The organism is Paraburkholderia azotifigens, from assembly GCF_007995085.1.
GTDB classification, from domain to species: domain Bacteria; phylum Pseudomonadota; class Gammaproteobacteria; order Burkholderiales; family Burkholderiaceae; genus Paraburkholderia; species Paraburkholderia azotifigens.
Genome location: NZ_VOQS01000001.1, coordinates 680,537 through 699,775, shown reverse-complemented (window position 1 = coordinate 699,775; position 19,239 = coordinate 680,537). Strand labels below are relative to the sequence as shown.

The 19,239-nt window shown below is 60.9% G+C and carries 17 protein-coding genes and 3 tRNA genes; 9 read left to right on the top strand and 11 right to left on the bottom strand.

The window, feature by feature from the left end; genetic code table 11:
* Window positions 1-44: 44 nt before the first annotated feature.
* Complete coding sequence (locus tag FRZ40_RS03090; protein WP_028365480.1) at window positions 45-386, top strand: hypothetical protein; 342 nt, start codon at window positions 45-47, stop codon at window positions 384-386.
* Between the two features lie 108 nt (window positions 387-494).
* Here the strand turns inward: FRZ40_RS03090 and FRZ40_RS03085 are convergent, their stop codons facing one another.
* From FRZ40_RS03085 to tig, 8 genes are all read right to left on the bottom strand, one after another.
* The gene (locus FRZ40_RS03085; RefSeq protein ID WP_147233275.1) at window positions 495-2,423 is read right to left on the bottom strand and encodes a SurA N-terminal domain-containing protein; all 1,929 of its coding nucleotides are present in this window, start codon (window positions 2,421-2,423) and stop codon (window positions 495-497) included.
* A 98-nt stretch (window positions 2,424-2,521) separates the two neighbouring features.
* Window positions 2,522-2,598, bottom strand: a tRNA-Asp gene (locus FRZ40_RS03080).
* Window positions 2,599-2,639: 41 nt separating this feature from the next.
* Window positions 2,640-2,715: transfer RNA gene (locus FRZ40_RS03075), tRNA-Val, on the bottom strand.
* Between the two features lie 68 nt (window positions 2,716-2,783).
* Complete coding sequence (locus tag FRZ40_RS03070) at window positions 2,784-3,056, bottom strand: HU family DNA-binding protein (protein ID WP_007585907.1); 273 nt, start codon at window positions 3,054-3,056, stop codon at window positions 2,784-2,786.
* 362 nt (window positions 3,057-3,418) lie between these two features.
* Window positions 3,419-5,836 carry an endopeptidase La gene (gene lon, locus FRZ40_RS03065; protein ID WP_028365478.1) on the bottom strand — a complete coding sequence of 806 codons (2,418 nt, stop codon included), beginning with the start codon at window positions 5,834-5,836 and terminating at the stop codon, window positions 3,419-3,421.
* A 183-nt stretch (window positions 5,837-6,019) separates the two neighbouring features.
* Complete coding sequence (gene clpX, locus FRZ40_RS03060) at window positions 6,020-7,291, bottom strand: ATP-dependent Clp protease ATP-binding subunit ClpX (protein WP_028365477.1); 1,272 nt, start codon at window positions 7,289-7,291, stop codon at window positions 6,020-6,022.
* 207 nt (window positions 7,292-7,498) lie between these two features.
* On the bottom strand, window positions 7,499-8,158 hold the full coding sequence (clpP, locus tag FRZ40_RS03055; RefSeq protein WP_007585897.1) for an ATP-dependent Clp endopeptidase proteolytic subunit ClpP: 660 nt from the start codon (window positions 8,156-8,158) through the stop codon (window positions 7,499-7,501).
* A 184-nt stretch (window positions 8,159-8,342) separates the two neighbouring features.
* A complete protein-coding gene (gene tig, locus FRZ40_RS03050) occupies window positions 8,343-9,689 on the bottom strand; it encodes a trigger factor (RefSeq protein ID WP_028365476.1) in 1,347 nt (448 codons plus the stop codon).
* A 517-nt stretch (window positions 9,690-10,206) separates the two neighbouring features.
* Here tig and FRZ40_RS03045 point away from each other — a divergent pair.
* From FRZ40_RS03045 to FRZ40_RS44300, 3 genes are all read left to right on the top strand, one after another.
* Window positions 10,207-11,352 carry a glycerate kinase family protein gene (locus tag FRZ40_RS03045; protein WP_028365475.1) on the top strand — a complete coding sequence of 382 codons (1,146 nt, stop codon included), beginning with the start codon at window positions 10,207-10,209 and terminating at the stop codon, window positions 11,350-11,352.
* A 63-nt stretch (window positions 11,353-11,415) separates the two neighbouring features.
* Window positions 11,416-11,871, top strand: a complete 456-nt coding sequence (locus FRZ40_RS03040) for a MarR family winged helix-turn-helix transcriptional regulator (RefSeq protein ID WP_028365474.1) — start codon at window positions 11,416-11,418, stop codon at window positions 11,869-11,871.
* A 470-nt stretch (window positions 11,872-12,341) separates the two neighbouring features.
* On the top strand, window positions 12,342-12,479 hold the full coding sequence (locus tag FRZ40_RS44300) for a hypothetical protein (RefSeq protein ID WP_167528638.1): 138 nt from the start codon (window positions 12,342-12,344) through the stop codon (window positions 12,477-12,479).
* Between the two features lie 170 nt (window positions 12,480-12,649).
* Here the strand turns inward: FRZ40_RS44300 and FRZ40_RS03035 are convergent.
* A tRNA-Leu gene (locus tag FRZ40_RS03035) sits at window positions 12,650-12,736 on the bottom strand.
* A gap of 278 nt (window positions 12,737-13,014) precedes the next feature.
* Between FRZ40_RS03035 and FRZ40_RS03030 the strand changes: the two genes are divergently transcribed.
* Window positions 13,015-13,848, top strand: coding sequence for a squalene/phytoene synthase family protein (locus tag FRZ40_RS03030; protein WP_028365473.1), 834 nt, complete (start codon window positions 13,015-13,017; stop codon window positions 13,846-13,848).
* 7 nt (window positions 13,849-13,855) lie between these two features.
* On the opposite strand, the gene FRZ40_RS03025 is transcribed toward FRZ40_RS03030, so the two are convergent.
* A complete protein-coding gene (locus FRZ40_RS03025) occupies window positions 13,856-15,010 on the bottom strand; it encodes a DUF1501 domain-containing protein (RefSeq protein ID WP_147233273.1) in 1,155 nt (384 codons plus the stop codon).
* A gap of 91 nt (window positions 15,011-15,101) precedes the next feature.
* The gene (locus FRZ40_RS03020; protein ID WP_147233271.1) at window positions 15,102-15,437 is read right to left on the bottom strand and encodes a hypothetical protein; all 336 of its coding nucleotides are present in this window, start codon (window positions 15,435-15,437) and stop codon (window positions 15,102-15,104) included.
* A gap of 229 nt (window positions 15,438-15,666) precedes the next feature.
* On the opposite strand from FRZ40_RS03020, the gene ompR reads away from it, so the two are divergent.
* The 4 genes from ompR to FRZ40_RS03000 all read left to right on the top strand — a co-directional run bounded on the left by ompR (window position 15,667) and on the right by FRZ40_RS03000 (window position 19,197).
* Entirely contained in the window at window positions 15,667-16,401 is a 735-nt protein-coding gene (gene ompR / locus FRZ40_RS03015) for an osmolarity response regulator transcription factor OmpR (RefSeq protein WP_007585880.1), read from the top strand.
* A gap of 43 nt (window positions 16,402-16,444) precedes the next feature.
* The gene (locus FRZ40_RS03010) at window positions 16,445-17,794 is read left to right on the top strand and encodes an ATP-binding protein (protein ID WP_028365470.1); all 1,350 of its coding nucleotides are present in this window, start codon (window positions 16,445-16,447) and stop codon (window positions 17,792-17,794) included.
* A 253-nt stretch (window positions 17,795-18,047) separates the two neighbouring features.
* Window positions 18,048-18,596 carry a peroxiredoxin gene (locus FRZ40_RS03005; RefSeq protein ID WP_028365469.1) on the top strand — a complete coding sequence of 183 codons (549 nt, stop codon included), beginning with the start codon at window positions 18,048-18,050 and terminating at the stop codon, window positions 18,594-18,596.
* Window positions 18,597-18,672: 76 nt separating this feature from the next.
* Window positions 18,673-19,197 carry a carboxymuconolactone decarboxylase family protein gene (locus FRZ40_RS03000; protein ID WP_028365468.1) on the top strand — a complete coding sequence of 175 codons (525 nt, stop codon included), beginning with the start codon at window positions 18,673-18,675 and terminating at the stop codon, window positions 19,195-19,197.
* The last annotated feature ends 42 nt before the right edge of the window (window positions 19,198-19,239 follow it).

Below are 19,239 nucleotides of genomic sequence, written 5' to 3'. Positions count from 1 at the left end.
TTCGACAACCGGCTCTATGTGAGCGATTTCTGGAAGGAGATAACATGAAATACTTACCGATTATCGCTATGACTGTCGCCATTTCCGCTTGTGCTGCGCAGCCGCCTGCCGGCGTGCAATCCGTTGGCACCAGCCAGCAGCCGCCGAAGGTCGTCGGCCAGTGCATTGCCAAGAAGTGGGCCGACAAGACGCAGCAGCAGGTCGTGGCACAAGATACGATGGCCAACGACGCGGCGATGGACGTGTACGTCCCCGGCCAGCAACCGCCGAACGGCGCGGCCGCCGTGGTGCGTCCCGCCTATCAGGGCGGCGGCACCTGGGTGGGTTTTCGCACGGCGGGTGGCGCCGGCAGCGACGCGACGGCCGATATCAGCGCCTGCCTGTAACGCTCCCAAACGCTTCTCTCACGAAGCAGCAAAAACAAAAAGCCCCGCATTTGCGGGGCTTTTTGTTTGCGGCAACGAAGAGGCCGCATCCTCGCGGCCTCGAACGGCTTACTCGCCCGATTGCGGGTTGTCGAGCAAGCCGTACATCTTCACCTTCGAACGCGAACGCAGCGCGTCGAGATAGGCTTCCGCCTCCGCCTGTGCGTTCACAGACGCGATCTGCTGCTGCGCCGACGCCAGACGCTGCGCATCCGTCGACGCGGGCTGCACGATCGAGTTCACGCGGTAGATTGCATAGCCGTCCGCGCCCAGATCGACACCGACATAGCCCGGCAACTTTTGCGCATCGACCTTGTAAATTGCGCTCAACGCGGCGGGCGGCACGCCCTGCGCATCGTTGCGCGACACCTTCAGCGCGGACGAAAAGCCATCCGTCGACTTCGACTTCTGCAAATCGGCCAGCTTCGCCTCGCCTTCCTTGCGCGCAAGATCGGCTGCCTGCTGGGCCGCGACCTTTTGGCGCACGGCGTTCTTGATGGCCGTCAGCGCGGGCACGGCAGCCGGCTTGTAGTCGGTGACGTGCGCGGCGATCAGCGTGTTGTTGCCGACGTCGATCGCCTGCGTGTTGTTGCGGTCCTTCGCCGAATCGTTCGCGAACACGGCAGCGAGGAATTTCGGATTGTTCAGCGGGCTGTCCGGCGGCAGCGCGCCGTTGGGCTTCGGCGTGACCGTCGCTGCCTGGATCTGCAGCTTGTACTTGTCCGCGGCCGGCTGCAGGCTCTTCGCCTGTTCGTAGACCGTCGACGTGAAGCCTTCCGAATCGTCGCTGAAGGCCTTGGTCGCGAGTTGCGTCTTCAGATCCTTGGCGATCGAATCCTTCACTTCGTCGAACGCCTTCGTCACCGACGGCTTCACGTCCGTGACCTTGACGATGTGATAACCGAAGTCCGACTGGATCAGGTCGCTGACCTCGTCCTTCTTCATCTTGAAGACGGCATCGTCGAACGCCTTGCCGCCCGCAATCATGCCGGGGCTGAAGTACCCCAGATCGCCGCCCTTCGACGCCGAGCCCGGATCCTGCGAATCCTGCTGCGCGAGTTGCGCGAACTGGTCCGGATGCGCTTTCACCTGAGCGAGGACTTCTTGTGCCTTCTGCTTCGCCTTGTCCTTGTCGGCCGCGCTCGCATCCCTGGGCACCGCGATCAGGATGTGGCTTGCGCGCACTTCACCCGTTGTGCGGAAGTGAGCGATATTGTCGTCGTAGTACTTCTTGAGGTCAGCATCGCCCGGATTCGCCGATGCCGCGAGCGTCGCGGGCGACATCACGAGATACTGAATCGTCGCCGTTGCCGGCGTCGCGAAATCGTCGTGATGGGCATCGTAGTACGCCTGAATTTGCGCGTCCGTCGGCTGCACCTTCGACTCGTATTCCTTCGCGTGGAATGCGAGCCCCTGCACTTCACGCTGCTGCTCGGCGAGTTCGGTCAGATGCTGGGCGAGCGTCTTCGGCGTGAACGCCGTTTGGGTGATCGCAGCCGGCAGTTGCTGCATCGCCATGCTATAGCGCACCTGTTCCTGGTACTGATCGGGCGTGATGCCCTGCATCGCAAGGAGTTCTTTGTATTTGTTCAGGTCGATCGAGCCGTCCGGGTTCTTCAGCGAACCGATGACGGGATCGGCCATCAGCGCGCGGCGCAGCGCGTCGTCGGACACGGTCAGATGCAGACGCTGCGTTTCGTCGGCGAGCACGCGTTGCTGGATCAGGCCGTCGAGCATGTCCTTGCGGCGCTCCGGCGTGTCGAAAATTTTAGAGTCGAACTGGGCGCCGAGCATCTGACGCGCGCGGTCCATTTGCTGGCGCCACGCATTGTCGAACTCGCCACGCGTGATTTTGTGTCCATTGACGCTCGCGACGTTTGCGCTCTCGTCAAAGAAACCACGGAAGCCCTGAATACCGACAAAACCCAAGCCTGGCAGGATAACCAGGATGAGCATGAACATCATCAGACGTTGGTGATTGCGAAAGAAATCGAGCATGCTTGAGGAGGCAGAAGTCGGATGCCAAAAACGGAACGCCCGATAGTACAACAGCGGGCAATAAAAAAGGCGAACCGGAGTTCGCCTTTCTAGGATACTGGCGGAGTGGACGGGACTCGAACCCGCGACCCCCGGCGTGACAGGCCGGTATTCTAACCGACTGAACTACCACTCCTTTTGCTGCAGATACTGCAGCGTGTCACTTCAATCTGGAACTGGTGGGTGCTGAGAGGCTCGAACTCCCGACCTACGCCTTGTAAGGGCGCCGCTCTACCAACTGAGCTAAGCACCCGCTCCGAGATTGCCGCCGCCTGATTGCTTATCGATTTTCATCGACATATTCATCAAGCAGCGAGCCCGTTAGTTTAACGCATCCTTTAGCGCTTTGCCAGGTCTAAATTTAGGAACCTTGGCTGCCTTGATCTTGATTGCCGCGCCCGTGCGCGGATTGCGGCCCGTACGCGCCGTGCGCTTGCCGACGGCGAAGGTGCCGAAACCGACCAGCGTAACCGAACCACCCTTTTTCAACGTGCCTTTGACACCACCGATCACGGCATCCAGCGCGCGCCCTGCTGCCGCTTTCGAAATGTCGGCTTGCTGCGCAATGTGATCGATCAATTCCGTTTTATTCATTCCAAGCCCCCGAGAATGTTGTTGGGCAATCATGAAAGCGCTTAAGCGCCCGGTTATATACGGCACGGCAGAATTTGCCGGCCACTCATTAGAATGGTCCGAAACCCTTGTGTCAAGCGGGATTGAGCCTGATTCGAGGAGCTCGTCGAGGCGCTGCCGATAACAGAATCTTGCGAATGATCGATGCGAGTACAACCAGTTTGACGTGATCTTTCTTCCGTCCTGGATAGCGGGTCAATCGCATGGTAAAGCGCGCGTTTGATCAAACGTTTGCGTCGTGCAGACATAAAAAAACCCGCGAACAAAGCCGCGGGTTTTTGATCGCAGATGGCTGAGCGAACTCAGCTCATCGCGCCGGGTGATTAATGCTTCACGACATCGCTCGCGCCGGAGTCTTTCGATTCACCAACGGGCGCTGCCGCCTTCGGCTCCTCTTCAGGCAACGGCGTCGGCGAACGCTCGAGCGCCAGTTCGAGAACCTTGTCGATCCAGCGAACAGGGACGATTTCGATCGCGTTCTTCACGTTGTCCGGAATCTCCGTCAGATCCTTGACGTTTTCTTCCGGGATCAACACGAGCTTGATGCCGCCGCGATGCGCTGCCAGCAGTTTCTCTTTCAGCCCGCCGATCGGCAGCACTTCGCCGCGCAACGTGATTTCACCCGTCATCGCGACATCCGCGCGCACAGGGATACCCGTGAGCACCGACACCAGCGCCGTCGTCATCGCACCACCGGCGGACGGACCGTCCTTCGGCGTCGCGCCTTCCGGCACGTGGATGTGAATGTCCTGTTTCTCGAACGCTTCGTCCTTGATACCGAGACGGCGCGAACGCGACCGCACCACCGAGCGCGCCGCTTCGACGGATTCCTTCATCACGTCGCCGAGCGAACCCGTACGGATCACGTTGCCCTTACCCGGCATCACGGCCGCTTCGATCGTCAGCAGATCGCCGCCGACTTCCGTCCACGCGAGACCCGTCACCTGACCGATCTGGTTTTCCTTCGCAGCCAGACCGAAGTCGTACTTACGCACGCCAAGGAACGTGTCGAGGTTGTTGGCGTCGACCGTCACCGCCTTGTCCGCCTTCTTCAGCAGAAGCATCTTCACGACCTTGCGGCAGATCTTCGACACTTCACGCTCGAGCGAACGTACGCCCGCTTCACGCGTGTAGTAGCGAATGATGTCGCGGATTGCGGCTTCCGTGACTTCGATCTCGCCTTGCTTCAGGCCGTTATTCTTCTTCTGCTTCGGCAGCAGATAACGTTGCGCGATGCTGACCTTCTCGTCTTCCGTGTAACCCGACAGACGGATCACTTCCATCCGGTCGAGCAGCGGCGGCGGAATGTTCAGCGAGTTCGACGTCGCGACGAACATCACGTCCGACAGGTCGAAGTCGACTTCGACATAGTGGTCGGCGAACGTGTGGTTCTGTTCCGGATCGAGCACCTCGAGCAGCGCCGACGACGGATCACCGCGGAAATCCATGCCCATCTTGTCGACTTCGTCGAGCAGGAAGAGCGGATTGCGCACGCCGACCTTGGTCAGGCTCTGCAGGATCTTGCCCGGCATCGAGCCGATATACGTACGACGGTGGCCGCGAATCTCGGCTTCGTCACGCACGCCACCCAGCGCCATGCGCACGAACTTCCGGTTCGTTGCACGTGCAATCGACTGGCCCAGCGACGTCTTACCCACGCCCGGGGGCCCGACGAGGCACAGGATCGGCGCCTTCACCTTGTCCACGCGCTGTTGCACCGCGAGGTACTCGAGAATGCGTTCCTTGACCTTCTCCAGGCCGAAGTGATCTTCGTCCAGCACGCGCTCTGCATTCGAGAGGTCGTTGTTGACCTTGCTCTTCTTGCGCCACGGCAGGCCGATCAAAGTGTCGATGTAGTTGCGCACGACCGTTGCTTCCGCCGACATCGGCGACATCAGCTTGAGTTTCTTCAGCTCGGCGTCGGCCTTCTTCTTGGCTTCCTTCGGCATGCGCGCAGCGGTGATGCGCTTCTCGAGCTCTTCGAGATCGGCACCCTCTTCGCCCTCGCCCAATTCCTTCTGGATGGCCTTGACCTGCTCGTTCAGGTAGTACTCGCGCTGGCTCTTCTCCATCTGACGCTTGACGCGTCCGCGGATGCGCTTTTCAACCTGCAGAATGTCGATCTCGGCTTCGAGCTGCGCGAGCAGATGCTCGAGGCGCTCGATGACCGGGAACATTTCGAGAATCTGCTGCTTCTGATCGAGCTTGAGCGGCAGATGCGCAGCGATGGTATCGGCAAGACGACCGGCTTCGTCGATACCCGACAACGACGTCAGGATCTCGGGCGGGATCTTCTTGTTCAGCTTCACGTACTGGTCGAACTGCGAGACGATCGCACGGCGCAGCGCTTCCGTTTCAGCGCTATCGGCGTGATCGGGCTCGAGCGGCATGACTTCGCACGAGAATTGCGTTTCCTGCTCTTCGATCGACAGCGTCTTGGCGCGCTGCAGACCCTCGACCAGCACCTTCACGGTGCCGTCGGGCAGCTTGAGCATCTGCAGGATGTTGGCGATACAGCCAACTTCGTACATGTCCTTTTCGGTCGGCTCGTCTTTGGCCGCCGTCTTCTGGGCGACAAGCATGATGTGCTTGCCACCTTCCATCGCGGCTTCCAACGCCTTGATCGACTTCGGGCGACCCACGAAGAGCGGGATCACCATGTGCGGGAAAACGACTACGTCGCGCAGCGGGAGCAGCGGAAGTGTGATGCGTTCCGGCGGGAGGAGTTGGGTTCCTGACATTTCATTTCCCCATGAGTGGAATCAGTTTGTTCGATAGTTGAGGCCGACAAAAAAGATTGCAAGCCTTCGCGTGTGGGAAAAAGTTCAGTGACTCCAGAAAACAGTCCATCCTGACGACACGATAAACGAAAAAAGCCGTTCACGTCGCCATGAACGGCTTTTTTTCAAAAATCGGGAAGCCGATCAATTCGAACCCGCGACCTTCGGCGCGTCTTCGTAGATCAGTAGCGGCTTTCCGTCACCATCAATGACATTGTCGTCAATAATGACTTTGCTCACGCCCTTCATTGCCGGCAATTCGTACATCACATCAAGCAACGCCTGTTCCAGAATGGACCGCAAGCCGCGTGCCCCCGTCTTGCGGCGGATGGCCTTGCGGGCGATGGCTTGCAGCGCGGCGGGACGAATCTCCAGCTCGACGCGTTCCATGTTGAACAACTTGTGATATTGCTTGACGAGCGCATTCTTCGGCTCGACCAGAATCTTCATCAGTGCGGCCTCGTCCAGCTTGCCGAGCGTCGCCACGACGGGCAAACGTCCGATCAGTTCTGGAATCAGACCGAATTTGATGAGATCTTCTGGCTCGACTTCACGCAGCACTTCGCCCGCGTCGCGATCCTGCTTGCTCTTGACGCTTGCGCCGAAACCGATGCCCGTCTTTTCCGTACGGTCGACGATCACCTTTTCGAGGCCGTCGAACGCACCGCCGCAGATGAACAGGATGTTCGTCGTGTCGACCTGGATGAAATCCTGGTTCGGATGCTTACGACCACCTTGCGGCGGCACGGAGGCCATCGTGCCTTCGACCAGCTTCAACAGCGCCTGCTGCACGCCTTCACCCGACACGTCGCGGGTGATCGACGGGTTATCCGACTTGCGGCTGATCTTGTCGATTTCGTCGATATAGACGATACCGCGCTGCGCCTTGTCGACTTCGTAATTGCAGTTTTGCAGCAGCTTCTGAATGATGTTCTCGACGTCTTCACCGACATAGCCGGCTTCCGTCAAGGTGGTCGCGTCGGCGATCACGAACGGCACGTTCAGAAGGCGTGCAAGAGTCTGCGCAAGCAGCGTCTTGCCGGAACCCGTCGGGCCGATCAGCAGGATGTTGCTCTTCGACAACTCGACATCGTCCTTCTTGTCGAGATGCTTCAGACGCTTGTAGTGGTTGTAGACCGCGACCGCGAGAATTTTCTTCGCGCGCTCTTGCCCGATCACGTATTGATCGAGAATGTCTCGGATTTCCTGAGGACTCGGCAGATCGGACTTGGACAGGCCCGTTTCCAGACCCGCGCCCGCTGCTTCGTCGCGAATGATTTCGTTGCACAGGTCGATACATTCATCACAGATGAATACCGACGGACCAGCAATCAGTTTTTTGACTTCGTGCTGGCTTTTGCCGCAGAACGAGCAATACAACAGCTTCTCGCTGTTCGAACCTTTTTTGTCCGCCATAGATGTGTGAGCCTCCGGACACTCGAATGACATGATACGCCGTTTGCCCACCTCGTTCAGTTCGGGGCAGGACGGATGCGCAAAAGCTGTGACGGCGTTTGCCGCGGGCGTTCAGACGGGTCTTATTATTTCACAAGGTTTTGCGCCGGCGCTCCTCCCCCAATTTGAGGAAAAAGCGCTCCGGATCAGCCATGTTTCAGCGATTGTTTACGGACGCTTGTGCAGCACCTGGTCGACGAGACCGTAAGCCTGCGCGTCGTCGCCCGACATGAAGTTGTCGCGGTCCGTGTCGCGCTGGATGCGCTCGACGGGTTGACCGGTATGGTGCGACAGCAACTGGTTCAGGCGCTCCTTCAGATACAGGATTTCGCGCGCCTGAATTTCGATGTCGGATGCCTGGCCGCGCGCGCCGCCCAGCGGCTGGTGAATCATCACGCGTGCGTTCGGCAGCGCGAAACGCTTGCCCTTCGCGCCAGCCGCCAGCAGGAACGCGCCCATGCTGGCCGCGAGACCCATGCAGAGCGTTGACACGTCCGGCTTGATGAACTGCATCGTGTCGTAGATCGCCATCCCCGCTGACACCGAACCGCCCGGGCTGTTGATGTAGAAGCTGATGTCCTTGTCCGGATTTTCGCTTTCGAGGAACAGCAACTGCGCGATCACGAGGTTGGCGGTCTGGTCATTCACTTCGCCGACCAGAAACACCACACGCTCCTTCAGCAGGCGCGAGTAGATGTCATACGAACGTTCACCACGGCCGCTCGTTTCGACCACGATCGGCACGAGGCCGAGCGCTTGCGCTTCGAGATCCCGATCTCGCGACGACTGCGAGGTCAACGTGTCCAGCATTTGAGCGCGAAAGGTCATGCAATGGATCCTTGTCAGGAAATGTTCTGGTGTTCGGTTCTGGACAAGTGGGTGCGTCCGCGCGCTTCTTCAAGAGCTGCCACGGCCGGCCAGCGTTCTTTTAGCATGAACCGGCCGTGCGCAGATGCAAAAACGGCGTGCGGGCCGTCGTTCGGACAGCCGGCACGCCGTTGCAGCGATGCTATTACGCTTGCGCTGTTGCGCTTGCCAGCTCTTCGAAGCTCACTTCCTTGTCCGTCACCTTCGCCTTGCTCAGGACGAAATCGACGACGTTGGATTCAACGACATACGCTTCCATCTCGGCCAGGCGCTGCTGGTTCGAATAATACCAGCGCACGACTTCCTTCGGGTCTTCGTAGCTCTTCGCGAATTCGTCGACTTCCGCGCGGATCTGTTCCGGCTTCGCCTGCAGTTCGTTAGCCTTCACCAGTTCGGCCAGCACGAGGCCCAGCTTGACACGGCGCTCTGCCTGCTCGGCGAACATTTCTGCGGGGATCGGTGCGTCCTTCGCGTTAGGCACGCCGCGTTGCGTCAGATCCTGGCGCGCCATTTCGACGAGGCGCTGCTGATCCTGCTCGATCAGCGCCTTCGGCACGTCGAGTTCGGAGATCTTCAGCAGAGCGTCCATCACCTGGTTCTTCACGACAGCCTGCGTGCGGCGCTTCGCTTCGCGCTCGAGGTTGTCCTTGATTTCATTGCGCATCTTCGTCAGATCGCCGTCTTCGATGCCGAGCGACTTCGCGAATTCGCCGTCGATTTCCGGCAGGTGCGGCCACTCGATCTTCTTCATCGTGATCGTGAACTGCGCGGTCTTGCCGGCGACTTCCTTGCCGTGATAGTCCTCGGGGAAAGCCAGGTCGAATTCCTTCGACTCGCCGACCTTCAGGCCGAGCGCTGCCTTTTCGAATTCCGGCAGCATGCGGCCTTCGCCCAGGACAAACGCGAAGTCGTCCGCGCTGCCGCCCTGGAATGCTTCACCGTCGATCTTGCCGACGAAGTCGACCGTCACGCGGTCGCCGTCCTTGGCCGCCGTGTCCGCACCGCCGTCGCCGTGCTCGCCGGCTTCGCCGCGAGCGTGGTAGTGCACGCGCTGCTTGCGCAGGATGTCCAGCGTGCGGTCGATTTCGGCCTCGCTGATGGTGGTCTTCGTGCGTTCGATTTCAGCCGTGGCGACATCGCCCAGCTTCACGTCCGGGTAAACCTCGAACGTCGCGTCGAATGCGTAGTCGCCTTCAGTGGCGTCCGACTTCGGGCTGAAGCTCGGCTGGCCAGCGACGCGCAGGTTTTCCGCGCGGCTGATATCGAAGAATTCCTTGCCAACCTTGTCGCTCAGCACTTCGGCTTCCACCTGACCCGCGTACTGCTGCGTCACCATCTTGAGCGGCACTTTGCCCGGGCGGAAACCCGGCATGCGCACGTTCTTCGCGAGTTGACGGATACGCGAGTCCACTTCCTTCTGCACGGAATCCTTCGGCAGGGAAATCGTCACGCGGCGTTCGAGCTTGCCGAGGTTTTCAACAACGTTAGCCATGGCTTCAATCGTCCTAAAATTATTCGAGCGAATCAGTTATCTTGTGTGCGCCTGTCGATGTCCGCTTTGCGTCGTGCGCCCGACGCGGCGTGTCGTCCACGCTTTCGTACCGGGTCGCCGCTTCGCTTCGCTCACTTGGATGTGACATCGATCGCGTGCCTCTCTCCGCGGGCTGTGAGGCCGCCGGCAGCACAGTTTGGGTCAGAGAGCCAAATATTTTAGCAAACTATTTGCGCGGCTAGCCGGATTCGCTGATTCGTGATTTTTGGCGCCTTGCCGGGCACGCCGTGGCGCGCATGACGGACGGTTCGAAACGCTTCCACTTCGACCGGTCGCGACTTCAGCTGTGAATCAAAGTCAATTCTGCCTATACCTTCCGGTGTATTCAGTCGCGCGCCGCATGCTGATAAGCTTCACCACATCCTGACACGCTCGCGCATGATGCACGAACGTCTCGGCGCTTCAGTGCATCGCGGCACGCTGGCGATGCCTCCTCATACCAATCACCTGAGACACCATGCCGAATACGTCGTCCGCGCCCATCGTCGTTATCGCCCCTGACTCGTTCAAAGGTTCGCTTTCCGCCGAGCAGGTCGCGCAGTCCGTCGCGACAGGCATTTTACGGGCGCGGCCTGACGCGACGATCCGCATCTGCGCGATGGCCGACGGCGGCGAAGGCACGCTCGACGCGATGCTGACGCGCGGCGGCGAACGACGCATGCTCACCGTGCGCGGCGCGGCGGGCGCCGCACGCGAGGCGGCGACGGGCCTGCTGGCCGACGGCAGCGCGATCATCGAAACAGCGGAGGTCGTCGGCATCACGGACCCCGTCGGCATGGGTGTTCCCGTCGAAAAGCGCAGCACGCGCGGTATGGGCGAAGCGATCCGCTCGCTGCTCGACGCCGGCGTGCGGCGCTTCTTCGTGGCGCTGGGCGGCAGCAGCACGAACGACGGCGGCGCCGGCCTGCTTGTCGGGCTCGGCCTCAGGCTCTTCGATGCGCAAGGACATGAGCTCGACGCGACGCCGGAACAGCTTGCGCAACTGGCGCGCGTCGATGCCTCCGGCCTCGATGCACGTTTGCGCGAGGCGACCTTCGTCGGCATGTCGGATGTCGACAACCCGCTCACCGGCGATCACGGTGCAACCGCCATCTTTGGTCCGCAGAAAGGCGTGCAACCTGGGCAGGTCGCGAGCATCGACGCCGCCCTCGCCCGCTTTGCCGATCTCGTCGAGCCGGCCATGAATCGTGTCGCGCGCAACCAGCCAGGCGCGGGTGCGGCGGGCGGGCTGGGATTCGCGCTGCATATGCTGGGTGCCGAATTCGAAGCAGGCGCAGAAGTTGTCGCGCGCGAAGTCGGTCTGGATGCGGCGCTCGAGGGCGCGAACTGGCTCATCACGGGCGAAGGCCGCTCCGACGTGCAAACACTGCACGGCAAGGCGCCCTTCATCGCGTGCCGGCATGCGCGCGCGGCAAGCGTGCCGGCCACGCTGCTGTCGGGTGCCGTCGACCCAGCCGCACTGCCGAAACTCGCCGAATATTTCAGCGGGTGCTTCTCACCCGCGCCCGGCCCCATCACGCTCGAAGTGGCGATTCGCGACGCAGCCACGCTACTTGCGAACGAAGCCGAACAGATGACGCGACTCAGGTACGGCCCGCGTTGACCGCGCGAGCGGATGCAGCAACAATCACATCGCGGGACTGCATCCACTCACAACAGGAAGACCATGAAGGCCTCCGACAAAGCCGGACTCGAACAGTTTCTGACGTATCGTCTGCACGTGCTGAATAAACTTTCCGAGCGGGGCATCAGCGAACGGTATATGGCCAAGCTTGACGTGACGCTGCCTGAGGCGCGCGTGATTGCATCGGTCGGATCGTTCGGGCCATTCTCGATCATGGATCTCGCGCGCCACGCGAACCTCGACAAAAGTCAGGCGAGCCGCGCAGCCGAGGCGTTGATCAGACAAGGCCTCGTGCAACGCGAAGCGAGCGCGGAAGACGGCCGCGTGGTGCTCGTATCGTTGACCACGGAAGGCCGGGCGCTCTACCGCAAAGTGATGCCCATCGCGCGCAAGTGGAACATCGATCTGTTCGATTGCCTCGACGATCGCGAGAAGGTCGCGCTCAGCGAAGCACTCGACAAGGTGATCGAAAACGCCATCGCGCGTAACGCAGCGTAGTCAGAACAGACGAAGTCCGGGCCGATCCAGCATCGGCGCTTGCGTGGCGCCGTTGAATCCGTCGTTGCCTAATTCCTTAAACACTCATTCACAAGTTCGCGCTCGCGAAGCATCCACCGTCCAGTCTCTACACGACGTATCGATTCCGCCCGCCTGACGCAGCAATGCATCGAGCGCATCGTCGCCCGCATCGAGGGCACTCGCGTCAGTAGCTGATAGTGGCCGAACATCGCCTGCGGACATTGCACTCGCATCTTCATGCGCAACGACGATGCACAGGAATGCGTATCGTTTCGAATTGAAAACGGAAGAACCTTGTTGTGCGTGCAACCAGATAATCCACGGCTAAACACAGAGCGAGCGCAGGACGTGCAGCGTATTCTACGTTTCAAGTGACCCGTCTCAAGGCAATCGTAAACCTGGCTTGCTACGATCGCCGCTCGCTTTCTCTCTGACTTCGAGGATCAAAAATGAAGAAGGTTGTTCTGGCACTGGTCGCTGCGGCCGCTGGCTTCATGAGCATGTCGTCGGCATTCGCAAACGACCACCATCACCACGAGTGCCACAAGGTGCACGTGCATCATCACTGGGAAAAGCGCTGCCACTAAACCGGCTGCGCAGCTTCAGTGCGATGCATGAAACCCCGCCTTCGCGCGGGGTTTTTTGTGCGTGTCGGGTTGCCGGGCACAACAGCGGCCGATGATTTCGGCGAGAGAAAACAAAAACCCCGCAAGTCATCGACAGGCGGGGTCTTGTGTACGACGGATCAATCAAGTGATGGTGCGAGGAAGGGGACTCGAACCCCTACACCCTTGCGGGCGTCAGGACCTAAACCTGGTGCGTCTACCAATTTCGCCATCCTCGCAGCCGGGCGCACGCCAGAAGCATGCAGCACCGATGTCTCGCCAGCTGCCGGACGCCGCATTTTTCATCGCGATGCCATTCGCGTCGACAACTCTGAACCGGTAGGATCAGACTCGCCGCACCCGCGACGCTCACGCCCAAAAAACGTCCGAAAGCGTAAGCGCGAGATTCTAACCGATTGGTCTGCGCTTGTCTGCATCTGTCGGATACCGTCGATGCTACAATTTTCGGTCTCGCGTCCACAGCCGTGCGCGACCGCCTTCCCCACAAGCCAATCCCGTGAATTTCGACGAATACTGCCAGCAGAAAGCGGCGCCTCCCGGTTCGAGTACTTACTACGCGTTGCGCCAGGCACCCGTCGCGCGGCAGCCGCTGCTCGCTGCGCTGTTCGCGCTGCGTCGCGAGTTCGAAGAAACGGTGAAGGAAACGACGGACCCGACCGTTGGCCGCACGAAGCTCGCATGGTGGCAAAAGGAAGCGGCGGCGCTCGCGGCGGGTGAACCGACGCATCCCGTCTCGCAGGCGCTCGCCGCGCATCTGCCGGATGTGCAGGCCGAGTATCCCGCACTGCAGACGCTGATCGCAGGCTTCGAGATGGATCTCGATCAGGCGCGTTACCTCGACTATCCGAATTTGCGCCGCTATGTGGCGGGCGTCGGCGGCACCTTCGCGGCCGTCGTCGCGCGCGCAACGGCGCGCGATCCTTCACAGGCGGCGTCGTGGGCCGCGCCGCTCGGCGAAGCGTTGATGCTCGCGCAGATCGTCGTGGAACTGGGCAACGACGCGCGGCACGGACGCATCTATATTCCCATCGACGAGATGCAGCGCTTCAACGTGACAGCCGCGGATCTGATCAACCGCAAGTACACGGACGCGTTCACCGAGATGATGCGCTTCCAGACGGCGCGCGCCCGCGACGCGATCGGCAAGGCGCTCGAAGCGCTGCCCGTCGGCGAGCGTCACTCGCAGAGCACGTTGCGCGCGCTGGCGGCGCTGGCGCTGGCGCTGCTCGACGAGATCGAACGCGACGGCTATCACGTGCTGCATCAAAGCATCGCGCTCACGCCGATCCGCAAGCTGTGGGTGGCGTGGCGAGCCGCGCGCAGGCACTGACCGACGTTCACGTGCGCAGCAGCGGCAGGGGTGCCACGTTGTCGTGCAGCACCGCTTTCGCGTCCAGCTTCCAGAATGCAGCGAGCGCGGTTGCATAGAGCCGCCTGAAATCGATCTCGGCAGGCAGACGGCCATCGGCATCGAGCCGCGTCAGATCGGGCGGCTGTCCATGCACACCGCCCTGCACCTCGCCGCCCATCACGAAGTGCGCAGCAGCGCCGCCATGCTCGGTACCGCGATACGCGTTCTCGTGCGCAGACCTGCCAAATTCCGAGTACGTCATCACGAGCGTGTCGCGCCACCGGCCGCGGCGCACGAGTTCTGCACGCAGCATTGCGCAGCCGTCGGCAAGCTGGGTCAGCAAGGCCGCATGGCGTGCGAGCTGGTTGCCGTGTGTATCGAAACCATCGAGCGTCACGCGGATCGCACCGCACGCATGCGGCTGCATGGTATCGACCGTGCGCAGCGCTGCGTCGATCGAATTTTTGAACGCGAGTGCATCGGCGCGCCCGGCATCGAGCATCGCGCTCGAAGCAGGACCGCGCTCGCCTTCGTCTACATCGATCCGAACACCCGTCGCTTCGGGATCGTCGATACGCGCCCAGTCTTGCTCACTGCACGACGCCGACTGCGCAAACGGCCCCTGCTCGACGCTGCCGAACGACGCCGTCGCGAAGCGTCCGTTCAGCGCGGCACACTGCCCGGCCGCACGCATCAGCCACCCGTCTCGCCGATACACATCGGCGCGCGATGCCGTGTCCCAGATCTCCCTTGAGCGGAAATGCGAAGCCGTATCCCGCTCGCTGCCGACGCCCTGCACCACCGCCAGTTGCCCATCGCGCCACAGAGAAAGCAGCGGATGCAGCGCCGGATGCAGCGCCGTGCGTGCGTCGAGTGCGAGCACCTGATCGCGCGGTATCGCGATGTGCTTGCGCAGCGCGTAGTAAGCGGGATCGTTGAACGGAACGACAGTGTTCAATCCGTCGTTGCCGCCTTTCAGCTCGATCAGGATCAGCAGCTTGCCGGAACGGACGCGAGCCGTTGCGCGTGCATCCAGTTGCGACGCTTTGCCGCTGCCTGACTGTGGCGCGCCGAACACGCGCGACATCGATAACGAGGCGCCTGCCGCCGCTGCCATCGAAAGGAAGTCGCGTCGTTTCATCTACGCCTCACGGGATGAATCACAGCTGTTGCAATCGACCGCGCGCGCACGGCCACTTGCGCCGCGAATCACGGCGAACGAACGTCAGGCGTCAGCGCTTGTACAGTTCGCGAACAGCGTCTTCGATATGCTGCCGCAGCAGACGACGCTCTTCAGGCGTCATGTGTCCGTCGCGTCGACGCTGATCCAGATCGGGCGGCACGGCGGTCGTGCGCATGATCGTGTCGGACGCGGGGCGATCGGCATTGGGATTGTGCGGCTGGCGGCCCGGGCGCATATGTGGACGCTGGAGCGGGCGCGTGTCGGTGTTGCGTTCCGTCGAGGAATCGGCATGGGCGGAGACCGGGCTCAACGCGCTAGCGAACACGATCGCAACTGCTACCGCGATCACGCTCAGGCGCATGTTCGGCCAGACCCCTCCCTTCATCTTGTTCCCTTCGTGGCGCGGCAACCGGCAACCTCAGATACGTGTAATGACGCCGGCTTGTAACCGGGTGCGAGAGCTTTATTCGAGTGAAGTATCTACCGAACTGGCGCAAACAGTAAAGGAGTGTAAGCGCCAAGGCTTTACGCCGTGCCACAGGCCGGGTAAATTTTGTAACTGACTGTTACGTGATAATTGGTGCAAACGCGCACCCCTTTCTAATCGCGCTAAGATGCCGACCATGGAAACCAAAAACCCTTCGAAAATCCTCGTCGTCGATGACGACCCGCGTCTGCGTGATCTGCTGCGTCGCTATCTCGGCGAGCAGGGCTTTAACGTTTACGTCGCTGAGAACGCACCCTCGATGAACAAGCTGTGGGTGCGCGAACGGTTCGACCTGCTGGTGCTCGACCTGATGCTTCCGGGCGAGGACGGTCTTTCGATCTGCCGGCGTCTGCGCGGCAGCAACGACCGCACGCCGATCATCATGCTCACCGCCAAAGGCGAGGACGTGGATCGCATCGTCGGCCTCGAAATGGGCGCCGACGACTATCTGCCGAAGCCGTTCAATCCGCGCGAACTCGTCGCGCGCATTCATGCGGTGCTGCGCCGCCAGTCGCCCTCCGAACTGCCGGGCGCGCCGTCGGAAACCTCCGAAGTCTTCGAATTCGGCGAATTCGCACTGAACCTCGCCACGCGCACGCTTACCAAGGCCGGCCAGGAAATCCCGCTGACCACGGGCGAATTCTCGGTGCTGAAGGTGTTCGCGCGCCATCCGCGTCAGCCGCTGTCGCGCGAAAAGCTGATGGAACTCGCGCGCGGCCGGGAATATGAGGTATTCGACCGCAGTCTGGATGTGCAGATCTCCCGTCTGCGCAAGCTGATCGAACCGGATCCGGGCAGCCCGCGCTTCATCCAGACAGTCTGGGGTCTGGGCTATGTGTTCATTCCCGACGGCGCTGCCTGAGTTTGCCGTTCCTGTTGTCTCTCTTTTTTGACACGAAGGCCGCATGCGGATCGACCGGCGCCTCCTGACGCTCGCATTCGGCGGCCTGTTCTGGCGAACATTCCTGCTGATCGCGCTTCTGATCGCGGTCAGTCTCGCCGCATGGTTCCAGAGCTTCCGCGTGATCGAGCGCGAGCCGCGCGCGCAGCGCGTCGCGCTGCAACTGGTCGCGATCGTGAAGCTCACGCGCACCGCACTCCTCTATTCCGATCCCGATCTGCGGCGCGCGCTGCTGCAAGATCTCGAAAGCAATGAAGGCGTGCGCGTGTACCCGCGCGAGACCACCGACAAATACAAGCTCCAGCCCGACGAGTCGCTGAATCGTCTGATCGAGCATGATATTCGCGGGCGTCTCGGCGACGACACGATCATCGCGCAGTCGGTCAACGACATCCCCGGCGTGTGGATCAGCTTCAAGATCGACGACGACGATTACTGGGTCGCGCTCGACCGCGACCAGCTGGATAGCGTGACAGGCCTGCAATGGGCCGGCTGGGGTATTTTTGCGCTCGCGCTGTCGCTGTTCGGCGCGGCCTTCATCACGAGTCTGGTGAACCGGCCGTTTGCGCGCCTCGCGATGGCCGCGCGCAAGGTCGGTTCGGGCCAGGCGCCCGAGAAACTGCCCGAGCGCGGCATGGGCGTCGCGGCCGAAACCAACCGAAGCTTCAACCAGATGGTGCAGGATCTCGAGCAACTCGAGGCGGACCGCGCGCTGATGCTCGCGGGCATTTCGCACGATCTGCGCACGCCGCTTGCTCGTCTGCGTCTGGAAACGGAAATGAGCCCTTCGGATCAGGCCACCAAGGACGCAATGATCGACGACATCGAACAGATGGATATGATCATCGGCCGCTTCCTCGATTACGCGCGTCCCGTGCAGAGAAATCCGGAACCTGTCGACCTGTCGGTGATCGCAGGAGAACTGGCTGCGCGCATGTCGAGCGAAGACGGCATGCGACTGGTCACGCGGCTTGCTCCCTCTGCTGTGATCGAGGCGGACGAAACGGATATCCGGCGCGTCGTCGGCAATCTGATCGAGAACGCGCGCAAGTATGGCCTGTCCGAGTCCGACGGCATCCCGCACGTGATTCTGGAAACGCGGGTGTCGCATTCGCGCGTCGAGCTGTCGGTGGTCGACGAAGGCCCGGGCATTCCGGAAGATCAGCTCTCGCTCGTCACGCGTCCGTTCTACCGCGTCAATACGGCACGTACGCAGGCGAACGGCACGGGTCTCGGGATGGCGATCGTGCAGCGGCTCGTCGGCCGTTATCGCGGCGCGCTGCGGCTGCGCAACCGCACGCCGCTGCCGGGTCTCGAAGTGACCATCGAGTTTCCGCTGGCGAAGAGCGTGTAAAACGCGTCCAGCCGCCCGCTGCTGTTGCCGTATTTTGGGCAATCCATTCCCGATTCTGGCGATGACAGATACGACAAAACTCCACTATCGTCTTATTCGAGAAAATCCTTCCAAATCATTAGATAAAATCTATTTAATCTATTGATTAATAGCTTTATAGTTTTTGCTGTGTAACGCGTTCGTTACAGCCAGCAGGTAGTTTGAGCGGGTTGTTTTGCGAATCTCTTTTTGCCAATTCTCAAGGAGTCAACGCATGAAAACTGTCGGCGATAAACTCGAAGCTTTCACCGTCACCGCTGCGAAGCCGGGTTTCAATAACCATGAAGAGAACGGCGTGTCGGCGTTCGAAGAAATCACCGAATCGTCGTTCCCGGGCAAGTGGAAAATCATTTATTTCTACCCGAAGGACTTCACGTTCGTTTGCCCGACGGAAATCGTCGAGTTCGGCAAGCTGGCGAAGGACTTCGAAGAGCGCGACGCCGTTCTGCTCGGCGGCAGCGTCGATAACGAATTCGTCAAGCTTGCATGGCGCCGTGAGCACAAGGACCTGAACAAGCTGAACCACTACGCGTTCGGCGACGTGAAGGGCGAACTGATCGACCAGCTCGGCGTGCGCGACAAGGAAGCGGGTGTCGCTCTGCGCGCCACGTTCGTCGTCGATCCCGACAACACGATCCAGCACGTTTCGGTGAACAACCTGAACGTCGGCCGTAACCCGGAAGAAGTGCTGCGTATTCTGGACGGTCTGCAAACGGATGAACTGTGTCCGTGCAACCGCGCAGTCGGCGGCGCGACGCTGTAAGAACGTGCAGTCGAAAGCCCGCTACGCTTGAAAAGGCCAGCGGGCTTTTTTATCGGCAATTTGATAGGAGATATTAATGGAATTCATTGCGACGATTAAGGAAGCAATTCCCGACTACGCCAAAGACATTCGCCTCAATCTGGACGGCACGATCGCGCGCTCGTCGCTCGAAGGCAACGATGCCGTCGGCGTCGCGCTGGCTGCGGCGTTCGCTGCGAAGAGTCCCACGATCATCGGCGCGATCCGCAATGCAGGCGTGCTGTCACCGGAAGAAGTGAACGGCGCGCTGACGGCGGCCGCGCTGATGGGCATGAACAATGTCTGGTATCCGTACGTCGAGATGACGGACAGCGCCGATCTGAAATCGCAGCCGGCTGGCTTGCGGATGAACGCTTACGCGTCGCACGGCGGCGTCGACAAGCGGCGCTTCGAAATGTATGCGCTGGCCGCATCGATCATCGGCAAGTGCCATTTCTGCGTGAAGTCGCACTTCGACACGCTGGTCAACGAAGGGATGAGTTCGACGCAGTTGCGCGACGTCGGCCGGATCGCGGCTGTCGTCAACGCGGCGGCGCAGGTGATCGTGGCTGAAGGCAAGTAAGCCGCGCGCTTTCCTTGCACCCAAACAAAACGCCACGCAAAT

What these genes read in the sequence shown, in the direction of transcription:
- FRZ40_RS03005 (WP_028365469.1), top strand. Translation starts at nt 18,048, where the DNA reads ATGAAAACTGTCGGCGATAAACTCGAAGCTTTCACCGTCACCGCTGCG.
- FRZ40_RS44300 (WP_167528638.1), top strand. Translation starts at nt 12,342, where the DNA reads ATGAAGAAGGTTGTTCTGGCACTGGTCGCTGCGGCCGCTGGCTTCATG.
- FRZ40_RS03025 (WP_147233273.1), bottom strand. Translation starts at nt 15,010, where the DNA reads ATGAAACGACGCGACTTCCTTTCGATGGCAGCGGCGGCAGGCGCCTCG.
- FRZ40_RS03085 (WP_147233275.1), bottom strand. Translation starts at nt 2,423, where the DNA reads ATGCTCGATTTCTTTCGCAATCACCAACGTCTGATGATGTTCATGCTC.
- FRZ40_RS03020 (WP_147233271.1), bottom strand. Translation starts at nt 15,437, where the DNA reads ATGAAGGGAGGGGTCTGGCCGAACATGCGCCTGAGCGTGATCGCGGTA.
- FRZ40_RS03040 (WP_028365474.1), top strand. Translation starts at nt 11,416, where the DNA reads ATGAAGGCCTCCGACAAAGCCGGACTCGAACAGTTTCTGACGTATCGT.
- FRZ40_RS03070 (WP_007585907.1), bottom strand. Translation starts at nt 3,056, where the DNA reads ATGAATAAAACGGAATTGATCGATCACATTGCGCAGCAAGCCGACATT.
- tig (WP_028365476.1), bottom strand. Translation starts at nt 9,689, where the DNA reads ATGGCTAACGTTGTTGAAAACCTCGGCAAGCTCGAACGCCGCGTGACG.
- lon (WP_028365478.1), bottom strand. Translation starts at nt 5,836, where the DNA reads ATGTCAGGAACCCAACTCCTCCCGCCGGAACGCATCACACTTCCGCTG.
- FRZ40_RS03010 (WP_028365470.1), top strand. Translation starts at nt 16,445, where the DNA reads ATGCGGATCGACCGGCGCCTCCTGACGCTCGCATTCGGCGGCCTGTTC.
- ompR (WP_007585880.1), top strand. Translation starts at nt 15,667, where the DNA reads ATGCCGACCATGGAAACCAAAAACCCTTCGAAAATCCTCGTCGTCGAT.
- FRZ40_RS03090 (WP_028365480.1), top strand. Translation starts at nt 45, where the DNA reads ATGAAATACTTACCGATTATCGCTATGACTGTCGCCATTTCCGCTTGT.
- clpP (WP_007585897.1), bottom strand. Translation starts at nt 8,158, where the DNA reads ATGACCTTTCGCGCTCAAATGCTGGACACGTTGACCTCGCAGTCGTCG.
- FRZ40_RS03045 (WP_028365475.1), top strand. Translation starts at nt 10,207, where the DNA reads ATGCCGAATACGTCGTCCGCGCCCATCGTCGTTATCGCCCCTGACTCG.
- FRZ40_RS03000 (WP_028365468.1), top strand. Translation starts at nt 18,673, where the DNA reads ATGGAATTCATTGCGACGATTAAGGAAGCAATTCCCGACTACGCCAAA.
- clpX (WP_028365477.1), bottom strand. Translation starts at nt 7,291, where the DNA reads ATGGCGGACAAAAAAGGTTCGAACAGCGAGAAGCTGTTGTATTGCTCG.